We start from the raw sequence: 19,707 nt of genomic DNA on the forward strand, positions 1-19,707 counted from the left end.
ATGCACTATATCAGAGCCCAACATCGCTGGTGACGCCTGACGCCGGCGGGAAATTTTGGAGTGCGGAATGAACTTATTGGAGAGCGTCGAACAGACGCTGGGCACGGCGCTCGGCCGCGGCAGCGCCGTTTGGCCGCCATCACACTTGTCGCTGGCTTTGCAGGGCGGCGGCTCGTTCGGTGCCTTCACCTGGGGCGTGCTCGATCGCCTGCTCGAATCGGGTGATGTGGATTTCGATACCGTCAGCGGCACGTCGGCCGGTGCGGTGAACGCCGTGCTGCTGGCCGATGGCCTCGCGGCGGGTGGCCGCGATGGCGCGCGCGAGAAGCTCACACATTTCTGGGAGCGGCTGAGTCGCAATGCCGCCTTCGGCCCCTTCGGATCGACGGCGCATTTCGCGCCCGGTGGCGCCGCGGGCACCTTCTCGGCCTGGGCGCGGCTGCTCTCGCCCTATCAATACAATCCGCTCGACGTGAATCCGCTGCGCACGCTCCTCAACGAGGAGATCGATTTTGAGCGACTGAAAGTTTCGTCGCCAATCCGCCTGCTGATTGCGGCGACGCGCGTCTCGGACGGGCGCGCGCGCATTTTCGCCAATGCCGAGATCAACGCGGATGTCGTGCTCGCCTCGTCCTGTCTACCGCTCTTCCACCATGCGGTGACAATCGACGATATCGCGTATTGGGACGGCGGTTATTCCGCCAATCCGCCGCTTGTCGATCTCGTTTCTGCGAGCCAGGCGACAGATCTGCTGGTCGTGCGCATTACGCCCATGCTCAGCGCCGAAACGCCGACGAGCTCGCGCGAAATCCTGCGCCGGCTTGATCAGATCACGTTCAACGCCTCGCTGCAGACCGAGTTGGAAACGCTGGAGCGGCAAATCGACCGCAGTCAGAAGCTTTCCGGCCTGCTGTCGAGCGAAAGCCGCAAATTGCGCCGTCTTGCGATCCATCAGATCTCGGCGGAGGAAGCCTTCGACGGCCTTGCCGACGCAAACGCGACCAATCTCGACTGGAATTTCCTGACGACGTTGCGCGATCATGGCCGGGCTGCCGCGGCCGCATGGCTCGCCGGAAAAAAATCCAATAACGTCGTGCCGCACGCCGCCGCGCCCCTCGAGGCCTCCTACGCGCCGTGACGATTTAGACCAAGCGAAACGCCATCGCCCGCACTATATGAAGAACGCATGAAACCGGCGGCCTTTACCGCCGTGGCGAAAGATGGCTGTGGACGTTTCTCTCTTTATCGACGGCGCATGGCGCCCGGGTGCGAGCGGTCGAACGCTCGACGTGATCAATCCGGCAACGGAAGACGTGATCGGCACGGTCGCGCGTGCCGAGATCGCCGATCTCGACGCAGCGCTGGCGGCAGCCCAAAAAGGCTTTGCCGTGTGGCGTGCCATGTCGGCCTTCGAGCGCGGCAAAATCCTGCGTCGCGCGGCGGCACTCTTGCGCGAGCGGAGCGAAAAGATCGCGCTCATCATGACGCGCGAACAAGGCAAGCCAGTCAAGGAAGCCAAGGTCGAAATTAGCGTCGCCGCCGACACGCTCGATTGGTTTGCCGAAGAGGCGCGGCGCGCCTATGGCCGCGTCGTCCCGGCGCGTGCGCCAAACATCACCAATCTGGTTCTGAAAGAGCCTGTCGGCCCGGTCGCCGCGTTCACGCCGTGGAATTTTCCGATCAACCAGATCGCGCGCAAGCTCGCCGCGGCGCTCGCGGCGGGCTGTTCGATCATCGTCAAAGCGCCGGAAGAAGCGCCGGGTTCTCCGGCTGAATTCATCCGCGCCCTCGCCGATGCCGGTGTGCCGGCTGGCGTCGTCAACCTCGTCTTCGGCGTACCGGCGGAAATTTCCGCGCATCTCATTCCGCATCCTTTGATCCGCAAGATTTCCTTCACCGGCTCCACGGCCGTCGGCAAGGAATTGGCGGCTCTCGCCGGCGCGCATATGAAACGCGCGACGATGGAACTTGGCGGCCACGCGCCCGCGATTGTCTTCAACGATGCCGACATCGATGTCGCGTTGCGCGTTCTCGTGGCGCGCAAGTTCCGCAATGCCGGGCAGGCCTGCACGGCGCCGACACGCTTCCTTGTTCAACGCGACGTCTACCAAAATTTTCTGACGCGTTTCGTGGCGGCGACCAAGGCGCTGAAAATCGGCGACGGTCTCGATTCTGCGACCGATGTCGGCCCGCTCGCCAATCCGCGCCGCATTGCGGCGCTTGAAAGCTTCGTTGCCGATGCGGTCAAGAAGGGCGCCAAGCTCATCATTGGTGGGACGCGCCAGGGCCACAAGGGCTATTTCTTCGCGCCGACAATCCTCGCGCATGTCCCAACCAATGCGCGGGCGATGAACGAGGAGCCGTTCGGCCCGATCGCACTCGTCAATTCGTTCGAGAGCTTCGACGAAGCAGTCACGGAAGCGAACCGGCTCGCCTACGGCCTGGCCTCCTATGCCTTCACCTCATCGGCAGCGACGGCCGACGCGCTGGCGCGCCAGATCGAGGCCGGCATGGTGGCGATCAACGATTCGCATCTGAGTTCGCCCGAATTGCCCATCGGCGGCGTCAAGGACAGCGGCTACGGCAGCGAGGGCGGCCCCGAGGCGATGGACGCCTATCTCGTCACCAAGCTTGTGACGCAGGCAGCGGGCTAAGCCCCGTCATTACGAGGCGCGCAAAGGCCTCGGCGTCATGGCCGGGCCTTGTCCCGGCAATCCACGCGGGTGACTCTGCCGCGTCACTGCAATCGTTATAGCAACGTCTCGGCATGGATGCCCGGCACAAGGCCGGCATGACGTGCTCTGAACCGAACAGATCCTCCCGATGACGCTCAATAGCCTAACAGCTTGCACGAATGATCGAGCAGATTGGCGGCGTGTGCGAACCGCAGCTTGGCGATGTCCGCACGCCCGGCGAGCAGAACAAATCCCTTTTCGCCGCCACCAAAATCGGCACCAATCAGCGCCAATGTCTGGTCGCGCATGTCCTGCGCTGCGCCTGGTACGCCGGTCGCAAGCAGCTTGAACGGGTCTTCGGCCGCAAGATCCGTCGCCACGATGCGACGTGCAAGATAGGGCACACCGTGCAGTGGCACGGGAAATCTCGCCCAGATCGCGCCGACGTTGCCGATATATTTGACGAGCGCCGCATGCACATCGGGCTGAATGCAATCGATATGAATGTGCAATTGATCCTGACTGCGCGTGACCGCTGAATTGATGGCGAGCCCGATGTCATCCCAGGGAATTGCGCGCCACGCGGCTTTCTCGACATAGGCGCGCGCCTGCCAGGCCGACGCCCAGTAATTCGGCGCGCCCGGCAGCAGGAGACTCGGATCATCGATGCCGGAAATCTTGCGCGTCGGGATCAGCAGAAATTGCGTCTTGCCGACCTGGTCCTTGTAGATGACGAAGCCACGCGCGATTCCCTGACCGAGCGCGACGAACGCGCAGGGCGCGGGATCGCCGTACGCTTGCTGGGACGGCACGCATTCGTCATTGACATGATGCCAGAGATCATCGCGATGGTTGATCCGGTGCAGCCACCAGCACATGCCGCCACCTATCACGATGAGCAGGATGGCTCCCGCGACGAGCGCGGCGCACCGCATCGGTTACTCGCTATGGCGGAAATCGAGAACAGCGCTGGTATAATGCTCCTCGACCTCAGAAACCGGCTGGCCGTCGGCAGCGAACACAATCGCGTGATGCTCGAACAAAACCGGCGGAATCGCCAGGCTGGCGCTCGAATGATCGGCTGGCGGATTGACCTCCCAGCCGTCCGGCAACGGGCGCCACAAAAGATCGACGCCAATGGTCTGACGGCGCGGATGCAGGGGCATTATGGCGCGACCGAAGGGAATGTCGCTGGTTTCCAGCGCCTTTTCCATCGCCGGCTGTAAACGGCTCGGCACATACCAATTATCGGCCTGCGACAGGACGTGATCGCCGCAAACGAGATCGACACGGCGATAGACCACAGGCTCGTTTGCCCCGATGTTGAGACGCTTGCGCTGCTCGGCCGTGATGGGCTTCTGGACGTCGCGGCGCAGTCGCGCATGGAGAACCGCGTCGGTGGCCATGTGATGCGTGCCGCACCAGGATTCGAGCGTTTTGGTCGCGCTGTTCGAAGCGAGCAAGGTCGCGTTCAGCGTTTCCATGAGCGCCCAAGCTTCGAGCCGACCACGGAACGTGTCAGGCCACGCCTCCGACGCTTGCGCCGGTTTGCCCAGGGCGACGAGACCCAGAGCAGCAAAAATCGAAGCCTTCGCCTTCATGACCCGCAATTATTCCAATGTCTGGACATCACGCAAGGTGGGGAATAGCCGCATCCAAAGCAAGGCAATGCCGATCGAGGCGATTCCGCCCAGCAGAACCGCCGGCATCGCCCCGAGGAGCGCCGCCAAGGTGCCGCTCTCGAACTCGCCCAATTGATTCGAAGTGCCGATGAAAAGGTAGTTAACCGCGCCGACGCGGCCACGCATCGCATCCGGTGTCGCAAGCTGGACCAGCGACACGCGGATCACCACGCTCACCATATCGGCTGCGCCTGCCACCGCGAGCGCGATCAGCGAGAGCCAGAGCAGGTGTGACAGCGCAAAGACGATCGTCGCGAGGCCAAAACCGATGACCGCCTGAAACATGCGCAGCCCGGCCCGGCGCTTCAACGGATGATGCGCAAGATAGGTGGCCATGAGCAGCGCGCCGATGGCGGGCGCCGCGCGCAACACGCCGAGGCCCCACGGCCCCGTGTGCAGAATGTCCTTCGCATAGACCGGCAAAAGCGCGGTGGCGCCACCGAACAGAACGGTGAAAAGATCGAGCGAAATCGTCCCAAGGATCGCCGGATTGTCACGCACGAATTTGACGCCGTCGAAAAGGCCTTCGAGCGGCGCAGATGCCTTCGTCAGAATAGGCCGCTCAAGCTTGATCGCGCCGTTTGCGAGCGTCGCCAGAAGCCAAAGCACCGCTGCAACAGCGTAGGGCGCGCCGGGCGCCAGCGCATAGATGAAGCCGCCCAGCGCGGGCGCCCCGATCGAGGCCATCTGCATCGCGCCGCTCGACAGCGCAGCGCCCTTCTGCAGCGTGCCCTCGGGGACAACCGCCGGCAGGAGCGCGCCTTTCACCGGGCTTTCGAAGGCGTCAAAGATGCCGATGAGCACGACGGCGGCGAAAATCTCCGGCACTGTAAGCCACCCGCCAAAGCTGCCGACAGCAAGAAAGATCGCGATAAGGCCAGCACAGAATTGGCAAAGCTGGAGCACGCGCCGGCGGTCGTAGCGGTCGGCAGCATGGCCGGCCAAGAGCGTCAACAAAAGCACAGGTACGAATTGCGCGAGTCCGATAAGGCCGAGAGCGAGCGCGCTGCCGGTCAGTGTGTAGACCTGCCAACCGACAGCGACGGCGGCGATCTGCGAGGCGGATTCCGTGAAACCCCGACCCAAAAAATAAAACAGAAAGGGCCGATGGCGCAGCAGGCCACCGGCCGTATCGGATGCAATCGAAGACATGGCGCCTTATAGCGAGTGAAGGACAAGCGGCAAGTCCCGGATCAAGACCCGCCGGTCAGCGATCCTGACGAAAGTAAGGGAGGCCGCGAATTCTGATCATGACGATCGGATAGGTCATGAGGAGTGCGCCAAGGCCGAAGCTGACGATCACCGTACCAACATCGAGTAACCCTTGCGCAGCGGCGCGGGCGAAGCAGGCGATCCCGATGGGATAGAACAAGATGATCGCGGTGAAGAGGCCCGGCGAAAATCGTCCCTTCGTCAGGATGACCGGCAGGACATGGAATAACGTCGCATTGATCAGCATGAGCGCCGGAAAGGCCAAAGCCAGTGCCGGCGACGCAACGGCGAGATTTGGGGCAACGATGCCAAGAACGACAACAACCGCGTTGGTGACATAGAAATCACCCCACTCGACTGGCAGGCCGATGACATGACGCGCCCAATCGCGCCAATTGAGCTGATATTCCTCCAAAATGTGCGCGGCATAGCAGCCCGTTGCGAGCCATAGCCAGGATGTGAGAGTCATGCCTTTTCCTCAGGCGATGATCTCGACCTCGCCGCTCGCCAGCCTGTAGATACCGCCGACGATAGCGAGCTTCTTGTCCGCGACTGCGGCATCAAGAACCGGGCTGGCCGATTTCAACGCGGCCACGTTGCGGCGAACATTTTCTTCCGTCGCGTTCTCGAGAAGATCGCCGGTCCTGTCGAGAACCAGACGCACGGCTGGCGAGAGACTGGTGGTCAGATCTTGAATATGGCCGGGAAACGTCGCTTTGTCTTTGACCGCGGCGATCGCCGCCTTCACGGCGCCGCAAGCCTCATGGCCAAGAACCAAGATCAGCGGCGTGTTCAACACCGCGACGGCATATTCGAAACTCGCCAGATTATCGACATTGACGAAATTGCCGGCAACGCGAACGACGAAGAGATCACCGCGTGACGTGTCGAAGGCATATTCCGGCGCGATGCGCGAGTCGGCGCAAGAGAGAATTCCCGCGAATGGATTTTGGCCGCCGACAAGTGCTTCGCGTTCGGCGACGAAATCGTGCCGCTTTGCGACGCCACCGACATAACGTTTGTTGCCGGCCTCAAGCCGCGCGAGAGCTTCGTCCGGCGTAAGAACATTTTGCGGTTTCGGCGGCGGCGTGTCTTCGGCGGCAAGTGCCGGCACCGCGAAAGCGGCGCTGAAGGCGGCGCCAAGCGCGAGCACATCGCGGCGCGCGAAACTCAAATGTTGGTGTGTGAGAAAGCCGCAAGTTGCGCACATGGTTCAATCTCCGGCCGCCACTGCAACTTTAGCATTGGCAATCCAAGTGCCGTCAAGGTCAGATCAGATCATCATCAGTGCTCAGTTCTCCAGCCACACATAGCGTTTCCGGTATTCGGCGGGCGTCACGCCGACGTGCCGCGAAAAGGCGCGACGCAACGTATCGGCATCCGCGAAGCCGCATTTTGCTGCGACCTGCTTCGGCGCCACGCGACCGGATTCAAGCATTTGCCGCGCTGCATCAACGCGTATGCTTTCAACCCACGCCGCCGGCGTGACACCAACCTCGCTGTGGAACAAACGCGCGAAATGGCGCGGACTGAGATCCGCCCGCTTCGCGAGAGCAGCGACATTATGATCCTTGGCGAGATTGGCGATAACCCAACGCTGAAGCTCCTGTAAGGCCGAACGGCCCGCGGGAGCAGCTTCGCCTTTGCGGCTGAATTGACGCTGGCCGCCAGGTCGCTTGAAAAACATGACGAGCTGGCTCGCGACTTTCATTGCAATGTCGCGGCCCAGATCTTCCTCCACCAGAGCCAAGGCCAGATCGAGCCCCGCCGTCACACCGGCGGCGGTGCGCAAACGTCCGTCACGCAAATAGATCGCATCCTCATCCACGATGACCGACGGATAACGCGCCGCCAATCGGCCCGCCACAGCCCAATGTGTCGTGACGCGGCGCCCATCGAGCAGACCGGCGGCGGCAAGCAGAAAAGCCCCGCTGCACACGGAACCGTAGCGACGCGCGCCGGCCGTCACATCACGCAGCCAGGCGATCATCGCCGGATCGGCTGGCCTATCGGCGATATCCGGGCAACCCGCGACAAGCAAAGTGTGAATCTTTTCGTCGTGCCGCGCACCCATGACAGCATCCGGCATCAATCGAACGCCGGAGGAACTGCGGATTGGAGCTGCCTCAATGCCGACGACGAGCGGCCGATAGATAATCTTGCCCGTCTGGACATTGGCCTCAGCGAAAACGTCGAGCGGCCCGGAAACGTCCAGTAATTGGACCCCCGGCGGGGCAAGAATCGCGACGGTTCTGATGGCTGCCATGGATGTCAGTTTCAGTCGGGTTTTGGCAGAAATCGACGTGATACGTCAATTGCAGCCACGGTAGGCGCCTTTTATTTTGCTGGCAAGGCAAGTTAAAGGAGAGACGCTATGACGCTCGATATCTCAGGCGTGCGCATACCCGACAGCAAATTGGCACGCGAAGTCACTGAACTGGTGCGGGATACCGCCTCGCCGCTTTTGTTTAATCACTCAAGCCGGGTCTATTATTTCGGCGCGCTCGCCGGCACACATCGCGGTCTCAGCTTCGACCCCGAGTTGCTTTATACAGGCGCCATGTTCCACGATATGGGGCTGACGGCGCAGCATAGCAGCGACCACGACCGTTTCGAAGTCGACGGCGCCAACGCTGCGCGGGATTTTCTAAAGCGCCATGGGCTCGCGCAAAGCGACATCGATACAGTCTGGACGGCCATCGCGCTGCATACGACGCCCGGCATCCCGCAATATATGCACCCCATCGTCGCGCTCGTGACGGCCGGTGTCGAAATGGATGTGCTCGGCCTGACCTATCCCGAATACAGCGACGTCGAGCGCGAAGCCGTCGTCCACGCGCATCGGCGCACCCCGCATTTCAAGGAAGACATCATCCAGGCCTTCTACGAAGGCATCAAGCACAAGCCGGAGACGACATTCGGCAATGTGAAAGCCGATGTGCTGGCGGACAAAGATCCGCATTTTCATCGCGGCAATTTCTGCAGCGTGATCCGCAATTCGCCCTGGAAAGGGTGAGCCGCAGGGGCGCTTTAATTCGCAAACCTGAAATGCAGCACGTCACTGCTTGACGTAAATTATATATTTCGATATTCGTCGAAGTATGGAATTAAATGATGCCGTTGCGACGCTTGCCGCCCTTGCGCAGGAAAGTCGTCTCGATGCGTTCCGCTTGCTGGTGCAGGCGGGGCCGGAGGGGATGCAAGCCGGGCAGATTGCGGCGGCGCTTGGCGTTCCGCCCAATACGCTCACCTTTCATTTCGATCGGTTGCGCATGGCGGGCCTGGTCAGCGTTCGGCGCGAAGGCCGCGCGATGATCTACACGGCGCATTTCACGACGATAAACGCGTTACTCGCTTATCTCACCGAGAATTGCTGCGGGGGCGTGCCTTGCACGCCGGCGCAAGTCTGCAAGCCCGCATCCGGCAAACGTCACAAATCCCCCGCGTAACCAGAGATCGAGCTTCACGATGTCAGACCGGATATTCAACGTCCTGTTTCTCTGCACCGGAAATTCGGCGCGCTCGATCATCGCCGAAGCAATTCTCAACGACATTGGCGCTGGAAAATTTCGCGCCTTCAGCGCGGGTTCTCATCCCAAGGGCGACATCAATCCGAACACCTTGACGCTCCTGAAAAACCTCGGCCACGACGTTTCGTCATTGTGCCCAAAATCATGGGATGAGTTCGCTTTGCCCGGCGGTCCCATTTTCGATTTCATCTTCACGGTCTGCGATAATGCTGCGGGCGAAGCCTGCCCGGTCTGGCTCGGACATCCGGTCACCGCGCATTGGGGCGTGCCCGACCCGGCGGAGGCAAAAGGAACGCCCGCCGAGATCGCCCAAGCCTTTAACGAAGCCTATCGGATGTTGCACCGGCGCGTCGAACTTTTCGCCTTGCTGCCTTTTCGTGCGCTCGACGAGTCCAGTCTGCAAGCGAAGTTAAAAGAGATCGGCCAGACGACCGACACTAAAGAAGCCGCCGGGTAAAACTGATGCGGCTTTCGCAGCGCCTGGCTGCCGAATGGCTGGGGACAGCCTTTCTGCTTACAGCGATCATCGGCTCGGGCATCATGGCCGAGCGTTTAGCTCACGGCGACGGCGCACTCGCCTTGCTCTGCAATAGCCTTGCAACAGGTACTATGCTGGCCGTCCTGATATTGATCTTTGGCCCAATCTCCGGCGCGCACTTCAACCCGCTCGTCAGCCTCGCCCTTTTCATGCGCGGCGAACTGACCGTCGCAACAGCGGCAAGCTATGTCGTCGCACAGCTTGCCGGCGCCTTTGCTGGCGTCCTCGCGGCGCATGCCATGTTCGCCCTGCCGCTCATGCAAGTGTCGATGCATGCACGGTCCGGCCCCGGCCAATGTCTGAGCGAAGCGATTGCCACCTTCGGTCTTTTGATGACGATCTTCGGATGCGCGGCGCGAAACCCGGACGCGACGCCTTACGCGATCGGCGCCTATATCGTCGCGGCCTTTTGGTTCACCGCCTCGACATCCTTCGCCAATCCCGCAGTTACGCTCGCCCGCGCTTATTCAGACACGTTTGCGGGGATCGCGCCGTCCAATGTCCCCGGATTCGTGCTCGCACAATGCGCCGGCACACTCGCCGCAATCGCACTGGCGCCTTGGCTCTGGGAAACAGTGCTCGCGAAGCCGGCTAATTCGCAAACCTGAAATGCAGCACGTCGCCGTCGGCGACGACATAATCTTTGCCTTCGAGGCGGAACTTGCCCGCCTCGCGCGCGCCGGCCTCGCCGTTTGCGGCGACGTAATCCGCATAGGCAATCGTTTCAGCGCGGATGAAGCCCTTCTCGAAATCCGTATGAATCACGGCCGCGGCCTGCGGTGCTTTGGTGCCGACTTCGATCGTCCAGGCGCGGGTTTCTTTGGGGCCGACCGTGAAATAGGTGATGAGATGCAGGAGCGCATAGCCGGCGCGGATGACGCGATTGAGCCCCGGCTCTTCCAGCCCGACAGCTTCGAGATAATCCTTCTGCTCCGCCATCGGCAATAATGCGATCTCGCTTTCGATCGCCGCAGAGACGGTAACAGCGCCCGCGCCTTCTTGCGCCGCGCGGACTTTCACCTGCTCGGAATAGGCATTGCCCTTGTCGGCCGACGCTTCCTCGACATTGCAGACATAGAGAACCGGCTTGGCGCTCAGGAGGCCGAGCATGTTGAAAGCTTTCTGCTCCTCCGGCTTGATCGCGGCGAGACGCGCCGGTTTGCCCTCGCGCAGCAGGACAAGGCAGCGGCTGACGATATCGAAGGTCTCCTTGGCCTCTTTGTCGCCGCCCTTGGCTTTCTTCTCCAAAGCGGGCGCGCGCTTTTCGAGGCTGTCGAGATCGGCCAGCATCAGCTCAGTTTCGATTGTCTCGATATCGTCGAGCGGCGAAATCTTGCCTTCAACATGCGTGATGTCATCGTCCTCGAAACAGCGCACGACATGCGCAATGGCGTCGCATTCGCGGATATTGGCGAGGAATTGATTGCCGAGACCTTCGCCCTTCGAGGCGCCGCGCACGAGACCGGCAATATCAACGAAAGTCAGCCGTGTCGGGATGATCTCTTTTGAGCCGGCGATCTTCGCCAGAACTTCGAGCCGCGGATCAGGCACGGCAACATCACCGACATTCGGCTCGATGGTGCAGAAAGGATAATTGGCCGCCTGCGCCGCCGCCGTCTGCGTCTGCGCGTTGAAAAGCGTCGATTTGCCGACATTCGGCAGACCGACGATGCCGCATTTAAAGCCCATGAAAGTCTCTTCTCGGAAGGAATGGCGCGAGCTTTAGCAAGCTTCGCCCGTTATTGCGAGACGTCTCACTCCGCCGCGGCGCTGCGGCTGCCGTTGAGCGCCAGCGCGCCGGTCTCGAACTGCATCTTGGCGAGCTTGGCGTATAGGCCGTCCTTGGCGACGAGCGATTGATGCGTGCCTTCCTCGACGATGCGCCCCGCCTCCAGCACGAGAATACGATCGGCGGACAGCACCGTCGCAAGCCGATGTGCAATCACGAGGGTCGTGCGGCCCTGTTTCAACTCTTCGAGCGCGTGCTGGACGAGACCTTCGCTCGCCGCGTCGAGCGCCGAGGTTGCTTCATCGAGCAGCAGCACCGGCGCCTCGCGCAAGATCGCCCGGGCGATGGCAAGGCGCTGACGTTCGCCGCCAGACAGCGTGACGCCGCGCTCGCCAATATTCGTCGCATAGCCTTGCGACGTGGCGCCAATAAAATCCTGCGCCGCGGCTTTTTTCGCGGCAGCTTCGACCGCGGCTTCGGAGGCTTGCGGCGCGCCATAGCGGATGTTGTCGGCGAAGCTCGACGCGAAGATCACCGGCTCCTGCGGCACCAGGCTGATGCGACGGCGCAGTTCGGCCGGATCGACAGTCTTGATATCGACGCCGTCGAGATCGATCACGCCCGAGAGCGGATCGTAGAAACGCAGCAGAAGCTGGAAAATGGTCGATTTGCCAGCGCCGCTCGGCCCGACGATCGCGACCGTCTCGCCCGGCGCGACCCGGAACGAAAGATCGTGCAGCGCCGGGGCGTCCCGCCGGGTCGGATAGGCGAAATTGACATGATCGAAGACGATCTCGCCCTTCCCGGGCGAGGGCAATAGCGCGGTGGGCACCGGCGCAATGATTTTCGGCTTGATCGCCAGGATTTCGCCGATACGGCCAGCCGAGCCGGCGGCCGCCGAAATCTCATTCCAGACCTGGCTCAATTCACCCAGCGCACCGGCGCCAAGCACGGCGTAAAGCACGAATTGGGAGAGCAGGCCGCCGGTCATGCGTCCGGCGAGCACGTCATGCGCGCCGAGCCAGAGCACCACGACGACACTCGCGAAGGCCAGGAAAATGGCGATTGCCGTGACAATGCCGCGCGCCAGTGTCGAAAGCCGTGCGGCATTATATGAGTTCTCGACCGCGGCAGTGAAGCGCGCATTGGTCGCCGCTTCGGCGCCAAACGCCTGCATCACACGCACGGCGCCAAGATTTTCCGCCGCATAGGCGCTGGCATCGGCGAGCGTATCTTGCGCGGCGCGTGAGCGTTTTCTGACGGCGCGCCCGGCGGCATAGAGCGGCAGGACGATGACCGGGATCGCAACGAGCACATAGGCCGAGAGTCGCGGACTGCTGTAGACCATCAGCGCAACCGCGCCGATGAACATGAAAAAATTGCGCAACGCGACAGAGGCCGAGGCGCCAAAGGCCGCCTTCAATTGCGTCGTATCGGCGGTGAGACGCGACAGCAGTTCGCCGATTCGCGCGCTGTCGAAGAAACTCGCGTCGAGACCGGAGAGATGTCTGAAGACAGCGCTGCGCAGATCGGCGACGACGCGTTCACCCAGCGTATTGACGAGGTAATAGCGGGCACCCGAGGCCAGGGAGAGCACGCCGACGACGCCGATCATCGCGCCGAAATAGCTGTTGATCGTTCCGGTGCTTTGAACCGAAAAGCCGGCATCGATCATCCGCCGCACCGCGACCGGCACGACGAGCGTTGCCGCGGCGGCGACGGTCAGGGCCGCAAAAGCGGCAAGGACACGGCCCTTGTAGCGTTTGACGTAGGGCAGAAGCGCCAGAAGGGCTTTCGGTGAGGGCCGCGGCTTGGCGCTGGCGGCATCATCCCCGGCCGGGAGGGTATCGGATGACATTGGAACGCCTTTAGACTGGATCGCCGCCAATGGCCAGAAAATCGTGCCGCCTTGGCGGCGCGGCGGCGTAACACGCTCACCTTGTCGCGATTCCTCGGGATTCCCGATTATCCCTAACAGCCGCAAGGTTGCTCCCGGCGCGTACGGAATGCTAAGCCGCAACGCCTCCAGATGGGTAAGGACGGATAGCGTGGCGGGCGACAAAATCCTTGTAACGGGGGCGTCAGGCTTCGTCGGTGCGGCAGTCGCGCGCGCGGCTCTCGCCTCCGGCTATGCGGTGCGTGCCCTGGTCCGGGCCGCCAGCGCGCGGACCAATCTCGCCGATTTGAACGTCGAATTGGTCGAGGGCGACATGCGCGACCCCGAAGCCGTCGCACGCGCCATGTCCGGCGTGAACTTCCTCTTCCATGTCGCGGCCGATTACCGCCTCTGGGCGCCCGACCCGGACGAAATCCTGCGCACCAATTGCGACGGCACACGTATTTTGATGCAGGCGGCGCAAAAAGCCGGCGTGCAACGCATCGTCTATACGAGCAGCGTCGCGACCCTCACGATCCCGCCGGACGGCACGCCGGGCGATGAGACCCGCTCACTCCCGCTGGACAAGGCGATCGGCGCCTATAAGCGCAGCAAAGTCGCGGCGGAAATCATCGTGAAGGATATGATCGCCCGGCAGGGCTTGCCGGCCGTCATCGTACATCCCTCGACGCCAATCGGCCAACGCGACGTCAGGCCGACGCCCACGGGCCGAATCATCGTCGAGGCAGCGCAAGGCCGTATGCCCGGCTATGTCGACACGGGGCTCAATCTCGTTCATGTCGACGATGTTGCGGCGGGACACCTCGCCGCGCTCGAACGGGGCAAGATCGGCGAACATTACATTCTCGGTGGCGAGAATGTGCGGCTCGCCCAGATGCTCTGCGAAATCGCTGCCTTGACCGGCCGCCGCCCGCCCAAGATAAAGGTGCCGCGGTGGCTCCTCTATCCGCTCGCCGCCGTCGTCGAGGCGAAGGCCCGGTCCAGCTGCCGGGAACCTTTTTTGACACTCGACGGGCTGCGCATGGCCAAATATTTGATGTTTTTCTCGTCCGCGAAAGCGGAACGTGAACTCGCCTACCGGCCACAACCCTATAAAAAGGGCCTCGAAGACGCCCTCGCCTGGTTCGGCACACACGGATATTTGAGATGAGCGACGTGATCGAACAGCCGGCAACGAAAACGCATCGCGATGAGAATTTCCCTGTCGCCTCAGTCCTGATCGCGCGCGAGCATCGGCCGGCCGTGCTCGCCTTCTACAATTTCGTTCGCGCCGCCGACGATATCGCCGACAGCCCGGATCTGACGCCGGACCAGAAGATCGCCGGGCTTGACCGTTTCGAGGCGGGGCTGCTTGGCAAGGACGATAGCATCGAGGTCGCCAAGCCGCTGCGTGCCGTGCTTGCCGCGCGCAAACTGCCGGCGCGCCATGCGCTCGACCTGCTCTATGCCTTCCGCATGGACGCGACGAAAACCCGCTACGCCAATTTCGACGAGCTGATGCATTACTGCGCCTATTCTGCGGCCCCGGTCGGCCGCTATGTTCTCGACGTGCATGGCGAGAGCGAAGCCACATGGCCAGCGAACGACGCGCTCTGCTCGGCCTTGCAGATCATCAATCACACACAGGATTGTGGCGCCGATTATCGCAATCTCGATCGCGTCTATATTCCGCAAGATGCGATGGCGCGCCACGGCACGGATGTGACGGCGCTGGCCGCACCGGCTGCATCGCCCAACCTTCTCGCCTGCCTGCATGAATTGTCGGCGCAAACCGCGAAGCTCGTCACGCTCGGGCGCACGTTGTCGCAGCAAGTGAAAGATCTGCGCCTCGCGCTTGAAACCGCGGTCATCGGCCGCTTGGCGCAGACACTCGTGACCCTGCTGCAGACGCGCGATCCGCTGAGCCAGAAAGTTCATCTCAACAAGCCCGAAATGATTGGCTGGACGCTGCTCGGCGTCGGCGACGGTTTCATCGGCCGGGTCAAAGGAGCGCCGCAGGCCGGGGCGGCGCAGACGAGGCGCGCATGAGCGTCGCCGAGGCCGAAGCGGCACCGAGTGCGCAGACGCGCGCCAGCGGCAGTTCGTTCTATGCCGCGATGCGCATCCTGCCCCGCGCGCAGCGCGACGGCATGTTCGAAATCTATTCCTTCTGTCGCCTTGTTGACGACATCGCTGACGATGGCGGCCCGCAAGCGCCGCGGTTTACACAACTGGAGCAATGGCGCCAGGATATTAATGCGCTTTGCGCGGGCAAGCTTCCCTCGCCGCAATTCGCTGGCCTCTTCGCTGCGATCAAAAAATTCAATCTTCAAAAAGACGATTTCTTCGCCGTCATCGACGGTATGGAAATGGATGTGCGCGAAGACATCCAGGCGCCGGACTGGCAGAAACTCGATCTTTATTGCGACCGGGTGGCGAGCGCGGTGGGACGGCTTTCGGTCCGCGTCTTCGGGACGCCTGAAAAAGAAGGCGCAGCTCTCGCGTACCATCTCGGCCGCGCGCTGCAACTCACCAACATCTTGCGCGATATTGACGAGGACGCCGGCATCAACCGGCTCTATCTGCCGCGCGAGGCGCTTGTCGCCGCGGGCATTACGAGCACCAATCCGCAGGATGTCATTGCGAGCCCGCATCTTGCCGCCGCCTGCGCGCCGGTGATCACTCGCGCCAAAGAGCATTTCGCCGAAGCGGCCGCGATCATGAAGCGCTGCCCGCGCGCGAGCGTGAAATCACCGCGGCTCATGTATGAGGCCTATCAAATCATTCTCGGCACTTTATTGGCACGCGGCTTCACGCCACCGCGTCAAAAGATCAAGCTGCCAAAGCATCAACTGCTGTTCGTTGTGCTGCGTCACGGCCTGTTCTGATGGCTCGCATTCATATCGTCGGCGCCGGGCTGGCCGGCCTCGCCGCAGCGTTGCGACTGGCGGACGGAAAACGGTCTATCATTATTCACGAGTCCGCGACGCAGGCGGGTGGCCGCTGCCGTTCCTATTTCGATACGACGCTCGGGATGGAGATCGACAACGGCAACCATCTGTTGCTCTCCGGCAATTACGCGGCCCAGGAATTTTTGCGCAAAGTCGGCAGCGAGGATCAGCTTGTCGGCCCGGATCATGCGGACTTCGCTTTCATCGATCTGAAGACCCGCGAGCGCTGGCTTTTGCAGCCGAGCGACGGCGCCATTCCGTGGTGGATTTTTCAGAAAGATCGTCGTGTGCCCGGCACCGGGCCGCTCGACTATTTCGGCGTCGCGCCGCTGCTAACCGCGGCGAAAGGGGCCACACTCAAGCAAGCGATGAAATGCGAGGGTGTGCTCTGGGAGCGATTGTGGCAGCCGTTTTTCCTCGCGGCACTCAACACCCAGCCTGAGGAAGGCGCGGCCTCGCTCGCCGCCCGGCTCATGCGAGAGACGTTCGCCAAGGGCGGCCGCGCCTGCCGCCCACTGGTGGCGGCGCAGGGCCTTTCGACAGCCTTCATCACCCCGGCGCTGCGGTATCTTGAGGCAAAGGGCGTCGATATTCGCTTCGAGCGGCGGCTGTCGGCCATCGCTGCGGACGGGGGTAACGTCAAAGCCCTCTCCTTTGGCGACGAAACGATTGCCCTTGAGCCTGGCGATGCTCTCGTTCTGGCGGTCCCGGCACCGATTGCTGCCTCGCTTTTGCCAGCTTTGCCTACGCCGCAGTCTTTTCGCGCCATCGTGAACGCACATTACAAAATCGCGCCCCCGCCCGGCCAGCCGCCGATCCTCGGGATCATCAACGGCACGATGGAATGGCTCTTCGCTTTCCCCGGCCGGCTGTCGGTTACGATCAGCGGCGCGGACCGTTTGATCGCGACGCCACGAGAAGAGGTCGCCGCCAAAATCTGGTCTGAAATTCAATTGGTTACGAAGATCGATTCGCCTCTACCCGCATGGCAGATCATAAAAGAGAAACGCGCCACCTTCGCCGCCACACCAGCAGAAGAGGTTCGGCGGCCTAAGACCCGCAGTGCATGGCCCAATCTCCTCCTGGCTGGAGATTGGACGGACACGGGGCTGCCCGCGACAATCGAAGGCGCCATTCGCTCAGGTTTCGCGGCGGCGGATGCCGCTTTGGCTGACGAATGAATCCGGGGGCATTGCCCGATTTAGCTGGGGAATGGGGCAGCCACCCGGCCGAAGGCACGGTCGGTCGGCTGTGCTTTTCTGGATGTCTGTGACTATTATCGGACGCTCAAATTGTTTAGCCTCGATTGGATCGGGGATAGGCAAAGCAAGAACGTCGGCTGCGGCGCGTTCCATACGGATGACACGCATTCCTTCCGGAATGCCGCCGTGTGCGCAAAATCAATTCAAGATGAAGACGGCGGCTTGAGTGAAGATGGTTCGAGCCGCAGGCTCGAGTACAATGGCTGCGGAAAGGCGCAAGCGCTGGCCGCGAACGGCATGGGCGTTGCTTGATCTGAAGGCAGTTGGCAGAGTCGACGATCCCGCACTAGCATAAGGGATCCGCTATCTGGTGGCTGCGCAAGAGGGGGATAGGTCTTGGCAGGAAGAGCATTTTACCGGCAAAGTTTTCGCGCGCTTGTTCTACCTGCGTTGCCTCGTTTCAAGTCTCAGCAATCTGAAGTGCATGAATCGCAATATGGTTCCGACCGGCATTCAGACGGCCGCGTGGTTCTTGCTATCACCGGGATGAAGGCCGAGGCGCGAATTGCGGCCGGCGCCGCCGTTTCCGTGATCGCCAGCGGCGGCAACAGAACCATTCTCGAAACTGCGCTCGACAATGTCTTTGAGGCCAATATCGGCGCGGTGCTGAGTTTCGGAATTGCCGGCGGTCTGGCGCCGGGCTTACCGGCCGGCACGGCACTCGTCGCGCGCAAGATCGTTTCCGACGATGGCGAATATGAATGCGACCGCGCCTGGTCGCAACGGCTTGCCACTGCGCTCGGCGGCGCGCCGATCGTTGACATGGCCGGCATCGACGAGGCCGTGGCGACACCTGCCGACAAACGCGCCTTGCATATTGCTACTCGCGCCGCCGCTGCCGATATGGAATCGCATATCGCCGCACGCTTCGCGGCCGAACGCAACCTGCCGTTCGCGGCGTTTCGTGTGGTTGCAGATCCTGCCGAGCGTCACGTGCCGCCAGCGGCGCTTGCGGGCATCGGCAAGACGGGCCGCGTTACTGTCGGGCCGGTGCTGCGTTCATTGGCGCGGGCACCGGGTCAGTTCCCGCATCTGGTGAAAACGGCGCTCGATGCGAACGCCGCGTTCATGACCTTATTCCGCAGCCGACAGATGGCTGCTGGTGGCGGTTTCGGCTTCTTTGATTTCAGCGAGCTTGTTCTGGACATGCCGCGAGAAGACGTAATCGGCGGGTCTCTGCCCGTCTAACGGGACATCCTTCGCCATTGCGCCGTCGGTGCGGATACCGCCGATGGCGACTTTCAGAATTTCCCATGGCTTGGAAAAAGCTTCGTTGACGGACGTCGCTTCGAAGCCGCAATGGACCATGCAGTCGGCGCACTTCTCATATTTGCCGACGCCATACGAATCCCAATTGGTTGTTTCCATCAGCTCGGCATAGGTCTTGGTGTAACCTTCGCCCAGCAGATAGCACGGGCGCTGCCAGCCGAAGACAGTCCGCGTCGGGTTGCCCCATGGTGTGCATTCGTACGTGCGGTTACCCGCGAGAAAGTCGAGGAACAGGCCCGACTGGAAGAACGGCCATTTCTTGCCGCCATTGCCGCGCTTGAAGATATCGCGGAACAATTGCTTCGTCTTCGCGCGGTTGAGGAAGTGCTGCTGATCGGGCGCACGCTCGTAAGCATAGCCCGGCGAGACCGTGACGCCTTCGATGCCGAGTTCCTTCATGTCATCGAAGAAACTGGCGACGCGCTCCGGATCGGCATCGTTGAACAACGTGCAGTTGATCGTCACACGGAAGCCCTTCGACTTGGCGAGCTTCAGGGCCGAGACGGCACGATCGTAGACACCTTTTTGGCAGACAGATTTGTCATGCATCTCCTGGTCGCCATCGAGATGGATCGACCAGTTGAAACGCCGATGCGGCTTGAACCGGTCGATCTGCTTCTCCAGCAACAAGGCATTGGTGCAGACAGTCATGTATCTGCCCTGCGCAAGACCGCCCTCGACGATCTTCGGCAATTCCTTATGCAGCAGCGGCTCGCCGCCGGCGATCACGACGACAGGCGCGCCGCATTCTTCCATTGAATGCAGGGCTTCATCGAGCGGCAAGCGCTGGTTCAGGATCGGATCGGGATAGTCGATCTTGCCGCAACCCGCGCAAGCAAGATTGCAACGGAACAAAGGTTCCATCATGAGAACGAGCGGGAATCTTTTGTTGCCCTTGAGCTTCTGGCCCAGGACGTAACCGCCGATTTGCAGCGCCTGCAGTAACGGAATACCCATCTAATGCCGGCTCCTATATGAGTGGC

At 61.8% G+C, this 19,707-nt stretch carries 21 protein-coding genes; 12 read left to right on the plus strand and 9 right to left on the minus strand.

Features of this window, described 5'->3' with window-relative positions:
- Positions 1 to 67 precede the first annotated feature (67 nt).
- Together WDN02_RS00905 and WDN02_RS00910 are read left to right on the plus strand one after the other, a co-directional pair.
- Positions 68 to 1,138, plus strand: coding sequence for a patatin-like phospholipase family protein (locus tag WDN02_RS00905; RefSeq protein ID WP_337291711.1), 1,071 nt, complete (start codon positions 68 to 70; stop codon positions 1,136 to 1,138).
- Between the two features lie 82 nt (positions 1,139 to 1,220).
- Positions 1,221 to 2,654, plus strand: a complete 1,434-nt coding sequence (locus WDN02_RS00910) for an NAD-dependent succinate-semialdehyde dehydrogenase (protein ID WP_337291712.1) — start codon at positions 1,221 to 1,223, stop codon at positions 2,652 to 2,654.
- A 176-nt stretch (positions 2,655 to 2,830) separates the two neighbouring features.
- Here the strand turns inward: WDN02_RS00910 and WDN02_RS00915 are convergent, their stop codons facing one another.
- The 6 genes from WDN02_RS00915 to WDN02_RS00940 form a co-directional block, all read right to left on the minus strand.
- Positions 2,831 to 3,610, minus strand: a complete 780-nt coding sequence (locus tag WDN02_RS00915) for a CDP-diacylglycerol diphosphatase (protein WP_337291713.1) — start codon at positions 3,608 to 3,610, stop codon at positions 2,831 to 2,833.
- Between the two features lie 3 nt (positions 3,611 to 3,613).
- Positions 3,614 to 4,276, minus strand: a complete 663-nt coding sequence (locus WDN02_RS00920; protein ID WP_337291714.1) for a hypothetical protein — start codon at positions 4,274 to 4,276, stop codon at positions 3,614 to 3,616.
- A gap of 9 nt (positions 4,277 to 4,285) precedes the next feature.
- The gene (locus WDN02_RS00925) at positions 4,286 to 5,509 is read right to left on the minus strand and encodes an MFS transporter (protein ID WP_337291715.1); all 1,224 of its coding nucleotides are present in this window, start codon (positions 5,507 to 5,509) and stop codon (positions 4,286 to 4,288) included.
- A gap of 55 nt (positions 5,510 to 5,564) precedes the next feature.
- Entirely contained in the window at positions 5,565 to 6,038 is a 474-nt protein-coding gene (locus tag WDN02_RS00930; RefSeq protein ID WP_337291716.1) for an HXXEE domain-containing protein, read from the minus strand.
- Between the two features lie 9 nt (positions 6,039 to 6,047).
- Positions 6,048 to 6,779, minus strand: coding sequence for a carbonic anhydrase (locus WDN02_RS00935; protein WP_337291717.1), 732 nt, complete (start codon positions 6,777 to 6,779; stop codon positions 6,048 to 6,050).
- A gap of 81 nt (positions 6,780 to 6,860) precedes the next feature.
- Entirely contained in the window at positions 6,861 to 7,835 is a 975-nt protein-coding gene (locus WDN02_RS00940; protein ID WP_337291718.1) for a helix-turn-helix domain-containing protein, read from the minus strand.
- A gap of 108 nt (positions 7,836 to 7,943) precedes the next feature.
- Between WDN02_RS00940 and WDN02_RS00945 the strand changes: the two genes are divergently transcribed.
- The 4 genes from WDN02_RS00945 (at position 7,944) to WDN02_RS00960 (ending at position 10,245) form a co-directional block, all read left to right on the plus strand.
- Positions 7,944 to 8,585: an HD domain-containing protein gene (locus WDN02_RS00945; RefSeq protein WP_337291719.1), complete on the plus strand. Its 642-nt coding sequence runs from the start codon at positions 7,944 to 7,946 to the stop codon at positions 8,583 to 8,585.
- Positions 8,586 to 8,670: 85 nt separating this feature from the next.
- Positions 8,671 to 9,018, plus strand: a complete 348-nt coding sequence (locus WDN02_RS00950) for a metalloregulator ArsR/SmtB family transcription factor (protein WP_337291720.1) — start codon at positions 8,671 to 8,673, stop codon at positions 9,016 to 9,018.
- A gap of 19 nt (positions 9,019 to 9,037) precedes the next feature.
- Positions 9,038 to 9,556 (plus strand): arsenate reductase ArsC, encoded by a 519-nt coding sequence (locus WDN02_RS00955; protein WP_337291721.1) that lies wholly within the window; start codon positions 9,038 to 9,040, stop codon positions 9,554 to 9,556.
- Between the two features lie 5 nt (positions 9,557 to 9,561).
- The gene (locus tag WDN02_RS00960) at positions 9,562 to 10,245 is read left to right on the plus strand and encodes an MIP/aquaporin family protein (RefSeq protein WP_337291722.1); all 684 of its coding nucleotides are present in this window, start codon (positions 9,562 to 9,564) and stop codon (positions 10,243 to 10,245) included.
- Here the strand turns inward: WDN02_RS00960 and ychF are convergent.
- Together ychF and WDN02_RS00970 are read right to left on the minus strand one after the other, a co-directional pair.
- Entirely contained in the window at positions 10,229 to 11,326 is a 1,098-nt protein-coding gene (gene ychF / locus WDN02_RS00965; protein ID WP_337291723.1) for a redox-regulated ATPase YchF, read from the minus strand. The genes WDN02_RS00960 and ychF overlap by 17 nt on opposite strands.
- 65 nt (positions 11,327 to 11,391) lie before the next feature.
- A complete protein-coding gene (locus tag WDN02_RS00970) occupies positions 11,392 to 13,224 on the minus strand; it encodes an ABC transporter transmembrane domain-containing protein (protein ID WP_337291724.1) in 1,833 nt (610 codons plus the stop codon).
- Between the two features lie 148 nt (positions 13,225 to 13,372).
- On the opposite strand from WDN02_RS00970, the gene hpnA reads away from it, so the two are divergent.
- The 6 genes from hpnA (at position 13,373) to WDN02_RS01000 (ending at position 18,643) form a co-directional block, all read left to right on the plus strand.
- A complete protein-coding gene (hpnA, locus tag WDN02_RS00975; protein WP_337291725.1) occupies positions 13,373 to 14,413 on the plus strand; it encodes a hopanoid-associated sugar epimerase in 1,041 nt (346 codons plus the stop codon).
- Entirely contained in the window at positions 14,410 to 15,291 is an 882-nt protein-coding gene (gene hpnC, locus WDN02_RS00980) for a squalene synthase HpnC (RefSeq protein ID WP_337291726.1), read from the plus strand. The genes hpnA and hpnC overlap by 4 nt, the downstream gene beginning before the upstream one ends.
- A complete protein-coding gene (gene hpnD / locus WDN02_RS00985; RefSeq protein WP_337291727.1) occupies positions 15,288 to 16,130 on the plus strand; it encodes a presqualene diphosphate synthase HpnD in 843 nt (280 codons plus the stop codon). Before hpnC ends, hpnD begins: the two co-directional genes overlap by 4 nt.
- Positions 16,127 to 17,374: a hydroxysqualene dehydroxylase HpnE gene (gene hpnE, locus WDN02_RS00990; RefSeq protein ID WP_337294833.1), complete on the plus strand. Its 1,248-nt coding sequence runs from the start codon at positions 16,127 to 16,129 to the stop codon at positions 17,372 to 17,374. The genes hpnD and hpnE overlap by 4 nt, the downstream gene beginning before the upstream one ends.
- A 111-nt stretch (positions 17,375 to 17,485) precedes the next feature.
- Positions 17,486 to 17,707 (plus strand): hypothetical protein, encoded by a 222-nt coding sequence (locus WDN02_RS00995; RefSeq protein WP_337291728.1) that lies wholly within the window; start codon positions 17,486 to 17,488, stop codon positions 17,705 to 17,707.
- Positions 17,708 to 17,920: 213 nt separating this feature from the next.
- Positions 17,921 to 18,643, plus strand: a complete 723-nt coding sequence (locus tag WDN02_RS01000) for a phosphorylase (RefSeq protein ID WP_337291729.1) — start codon at positions 17,921 to 17,923, stop codon at positions 18,641 to 18,643.
- On the opposite strand, the gene hpnH is transcribed toward WDN02_RS01000, so the two are convergent.
- Positions 18,530 to 19,681: an adenosyl-hopene transferase HpnH gene (hpnH, locus tag WDN02_RS01005; RefSeq protein WP_337291730.1), complete on the minus strand. Its 1,152-nt coding sequence runs from the start codon at positions 19,679 to 19,681 to the stop codon at positions 18,530 to 18,532. The two genes, WDN02_RS01000 and hpnH, sit on opposite strands and share 114 nt — an antisense overlap.
- Positions 19,682 to 19,707 lie beyond the last annotated feature (26 nt).

The organism is Methylovirgula sp., from assembly GCF_037200945.1.
GTDB lineage: Bacteria > Pseudomonadota > Alphaproteobacteria > Rhizobiales > Beijerinckiaceae > Methylovirgula.

Excerpts from the sequence above, each read along its gene's own strand:
- WDN02_RS00905 (WP_337291711.1), top strand. The coding sequence starts at position 68 with ATGAACTTATTGGAGAGCGTCGAACAGACGCTGGGCACGGCGCTCGGC.
- WDN02_RS00910 (WP_337291712.1), top strand. The coding sequence starts at position 1,221 with ATGGCTGTGGACGTTTCTCTCTTTATCGACGGCGCATGGCGCCCGGGT.
- WDN02_RS00915 (WP_337291713.1), bottom strand. The coding sequence starts at position 3,610 with ATGCGGTGCGCCGCGCTCGTCGCGGGAGCCATCCTGCTCATCGTGATA.
- WDN02_RS00920 (WP_337291714.1), bottom strand. The coding sequence starts at position 4,276 with ATGAAGGCGAAGGCTTCGATTTTTGCTGCTCTGGGTCTCGTCGCCCTG.
- WDN02_RS00925 (WP_337291715.1), bottom strand. The coding sequence starts at position 5,509 with ATGTCTTCGATTGCATCCGATACGGCCGGTGGCCTGCTGCGCCATCGG.
- WDN02_RS00930 (WP_337291716.1), bottom strand. The coding sequence starts at position 6,038 with ATGACTCTCACATCCTGGCTATGGCTCGCAACGGGCTGCTATGCCGCG.
- WDN02_RS00935 (WP_337291717.1), bottom strand. The coding sequence starts at position 6,779 with ATGTGCGCAACTTGCGGCTTTCTCACACACCAACATTTGAGTTTCGCG.
- WDN02_RS00940 (WP_337291718.1), bottom strand. The coding sequence starts at position 7,835 with ATGGCAGCCATCAGAACCGTCGCGATTCTTGCCCCGCCGGGGGTCCAA.
- WDN02_RS00945 (WP_337291719.1), top strand. The coding sequence starts at position 7,944 with ATGACGCTCGATATCTCAGGCGTGCGCATACCCGACAGCAAATTGGCA.
- WDN02_RS00950 (WP_337291720.1), top strand. The coding sequence starts at position 8,671 with ATGGAATTAAATGATGCCGTTGCGACGCTTGCCGCCCTTGCGCAGGAA.
- WDN02_RS00955 (WP_337291721.1), top strand. The coding sequence starts at position 9,038 with ATGTCAGACCGGATATTCAACGTCCTGTTTCTCTGCACCGGAAATTCG.
- WDN02_RS00960 (WP_337291722.1), top strand. The coding sequence starts at position 9,562 with ATGCGGCTTTCGCAGCGCCTGGCTGCCGAATGGCTGGGGACAGCCTTT.
- ychF (WP_337291723.1), bottom strand. The coding sequence starts at position 11,326 with ATGGGCTTTAAATGCGGCATCGTCGGTCTGCCGAATGTCGGCAAATCG.
- WDN02_RS00970 (WP_337291724.1), bottom strand. The coding sequence starts at position 13,224 with ATGTCATCCGATACCCTCCCGGCCGGGGATGATGCCGCCAGCGCCAAG.
- hpnA (WP_337291725.1), top strand. The coding sequence starts at position 13,373 with ATGCTAAGCCGCAACGCCTCCAGATGGGTAAGGACGGATAGCGTGGCG.
- hpnC (WP_337291726.1), top strand. The coding sequence starts at position 14,410 with ATGAGCGACGTGATCGAACAGCCGGCAACGAAAACGCATCGCGATGAG.
- hpnD (WP_337291727.1), top strand. The coding sequence starts at position 15,288 with ATGAGCGTCGCCGAGGCCGAAGCGGCACCGAGTGCGCAGACGCGCGCC.
- hpnH (WP_337291730.1), bottom strand. The coding sequence starts at position 19,681 with ATGGGTATTCCGTTACTGCAGGCGCTGCAAATCGGCGGTTACGTCCTG.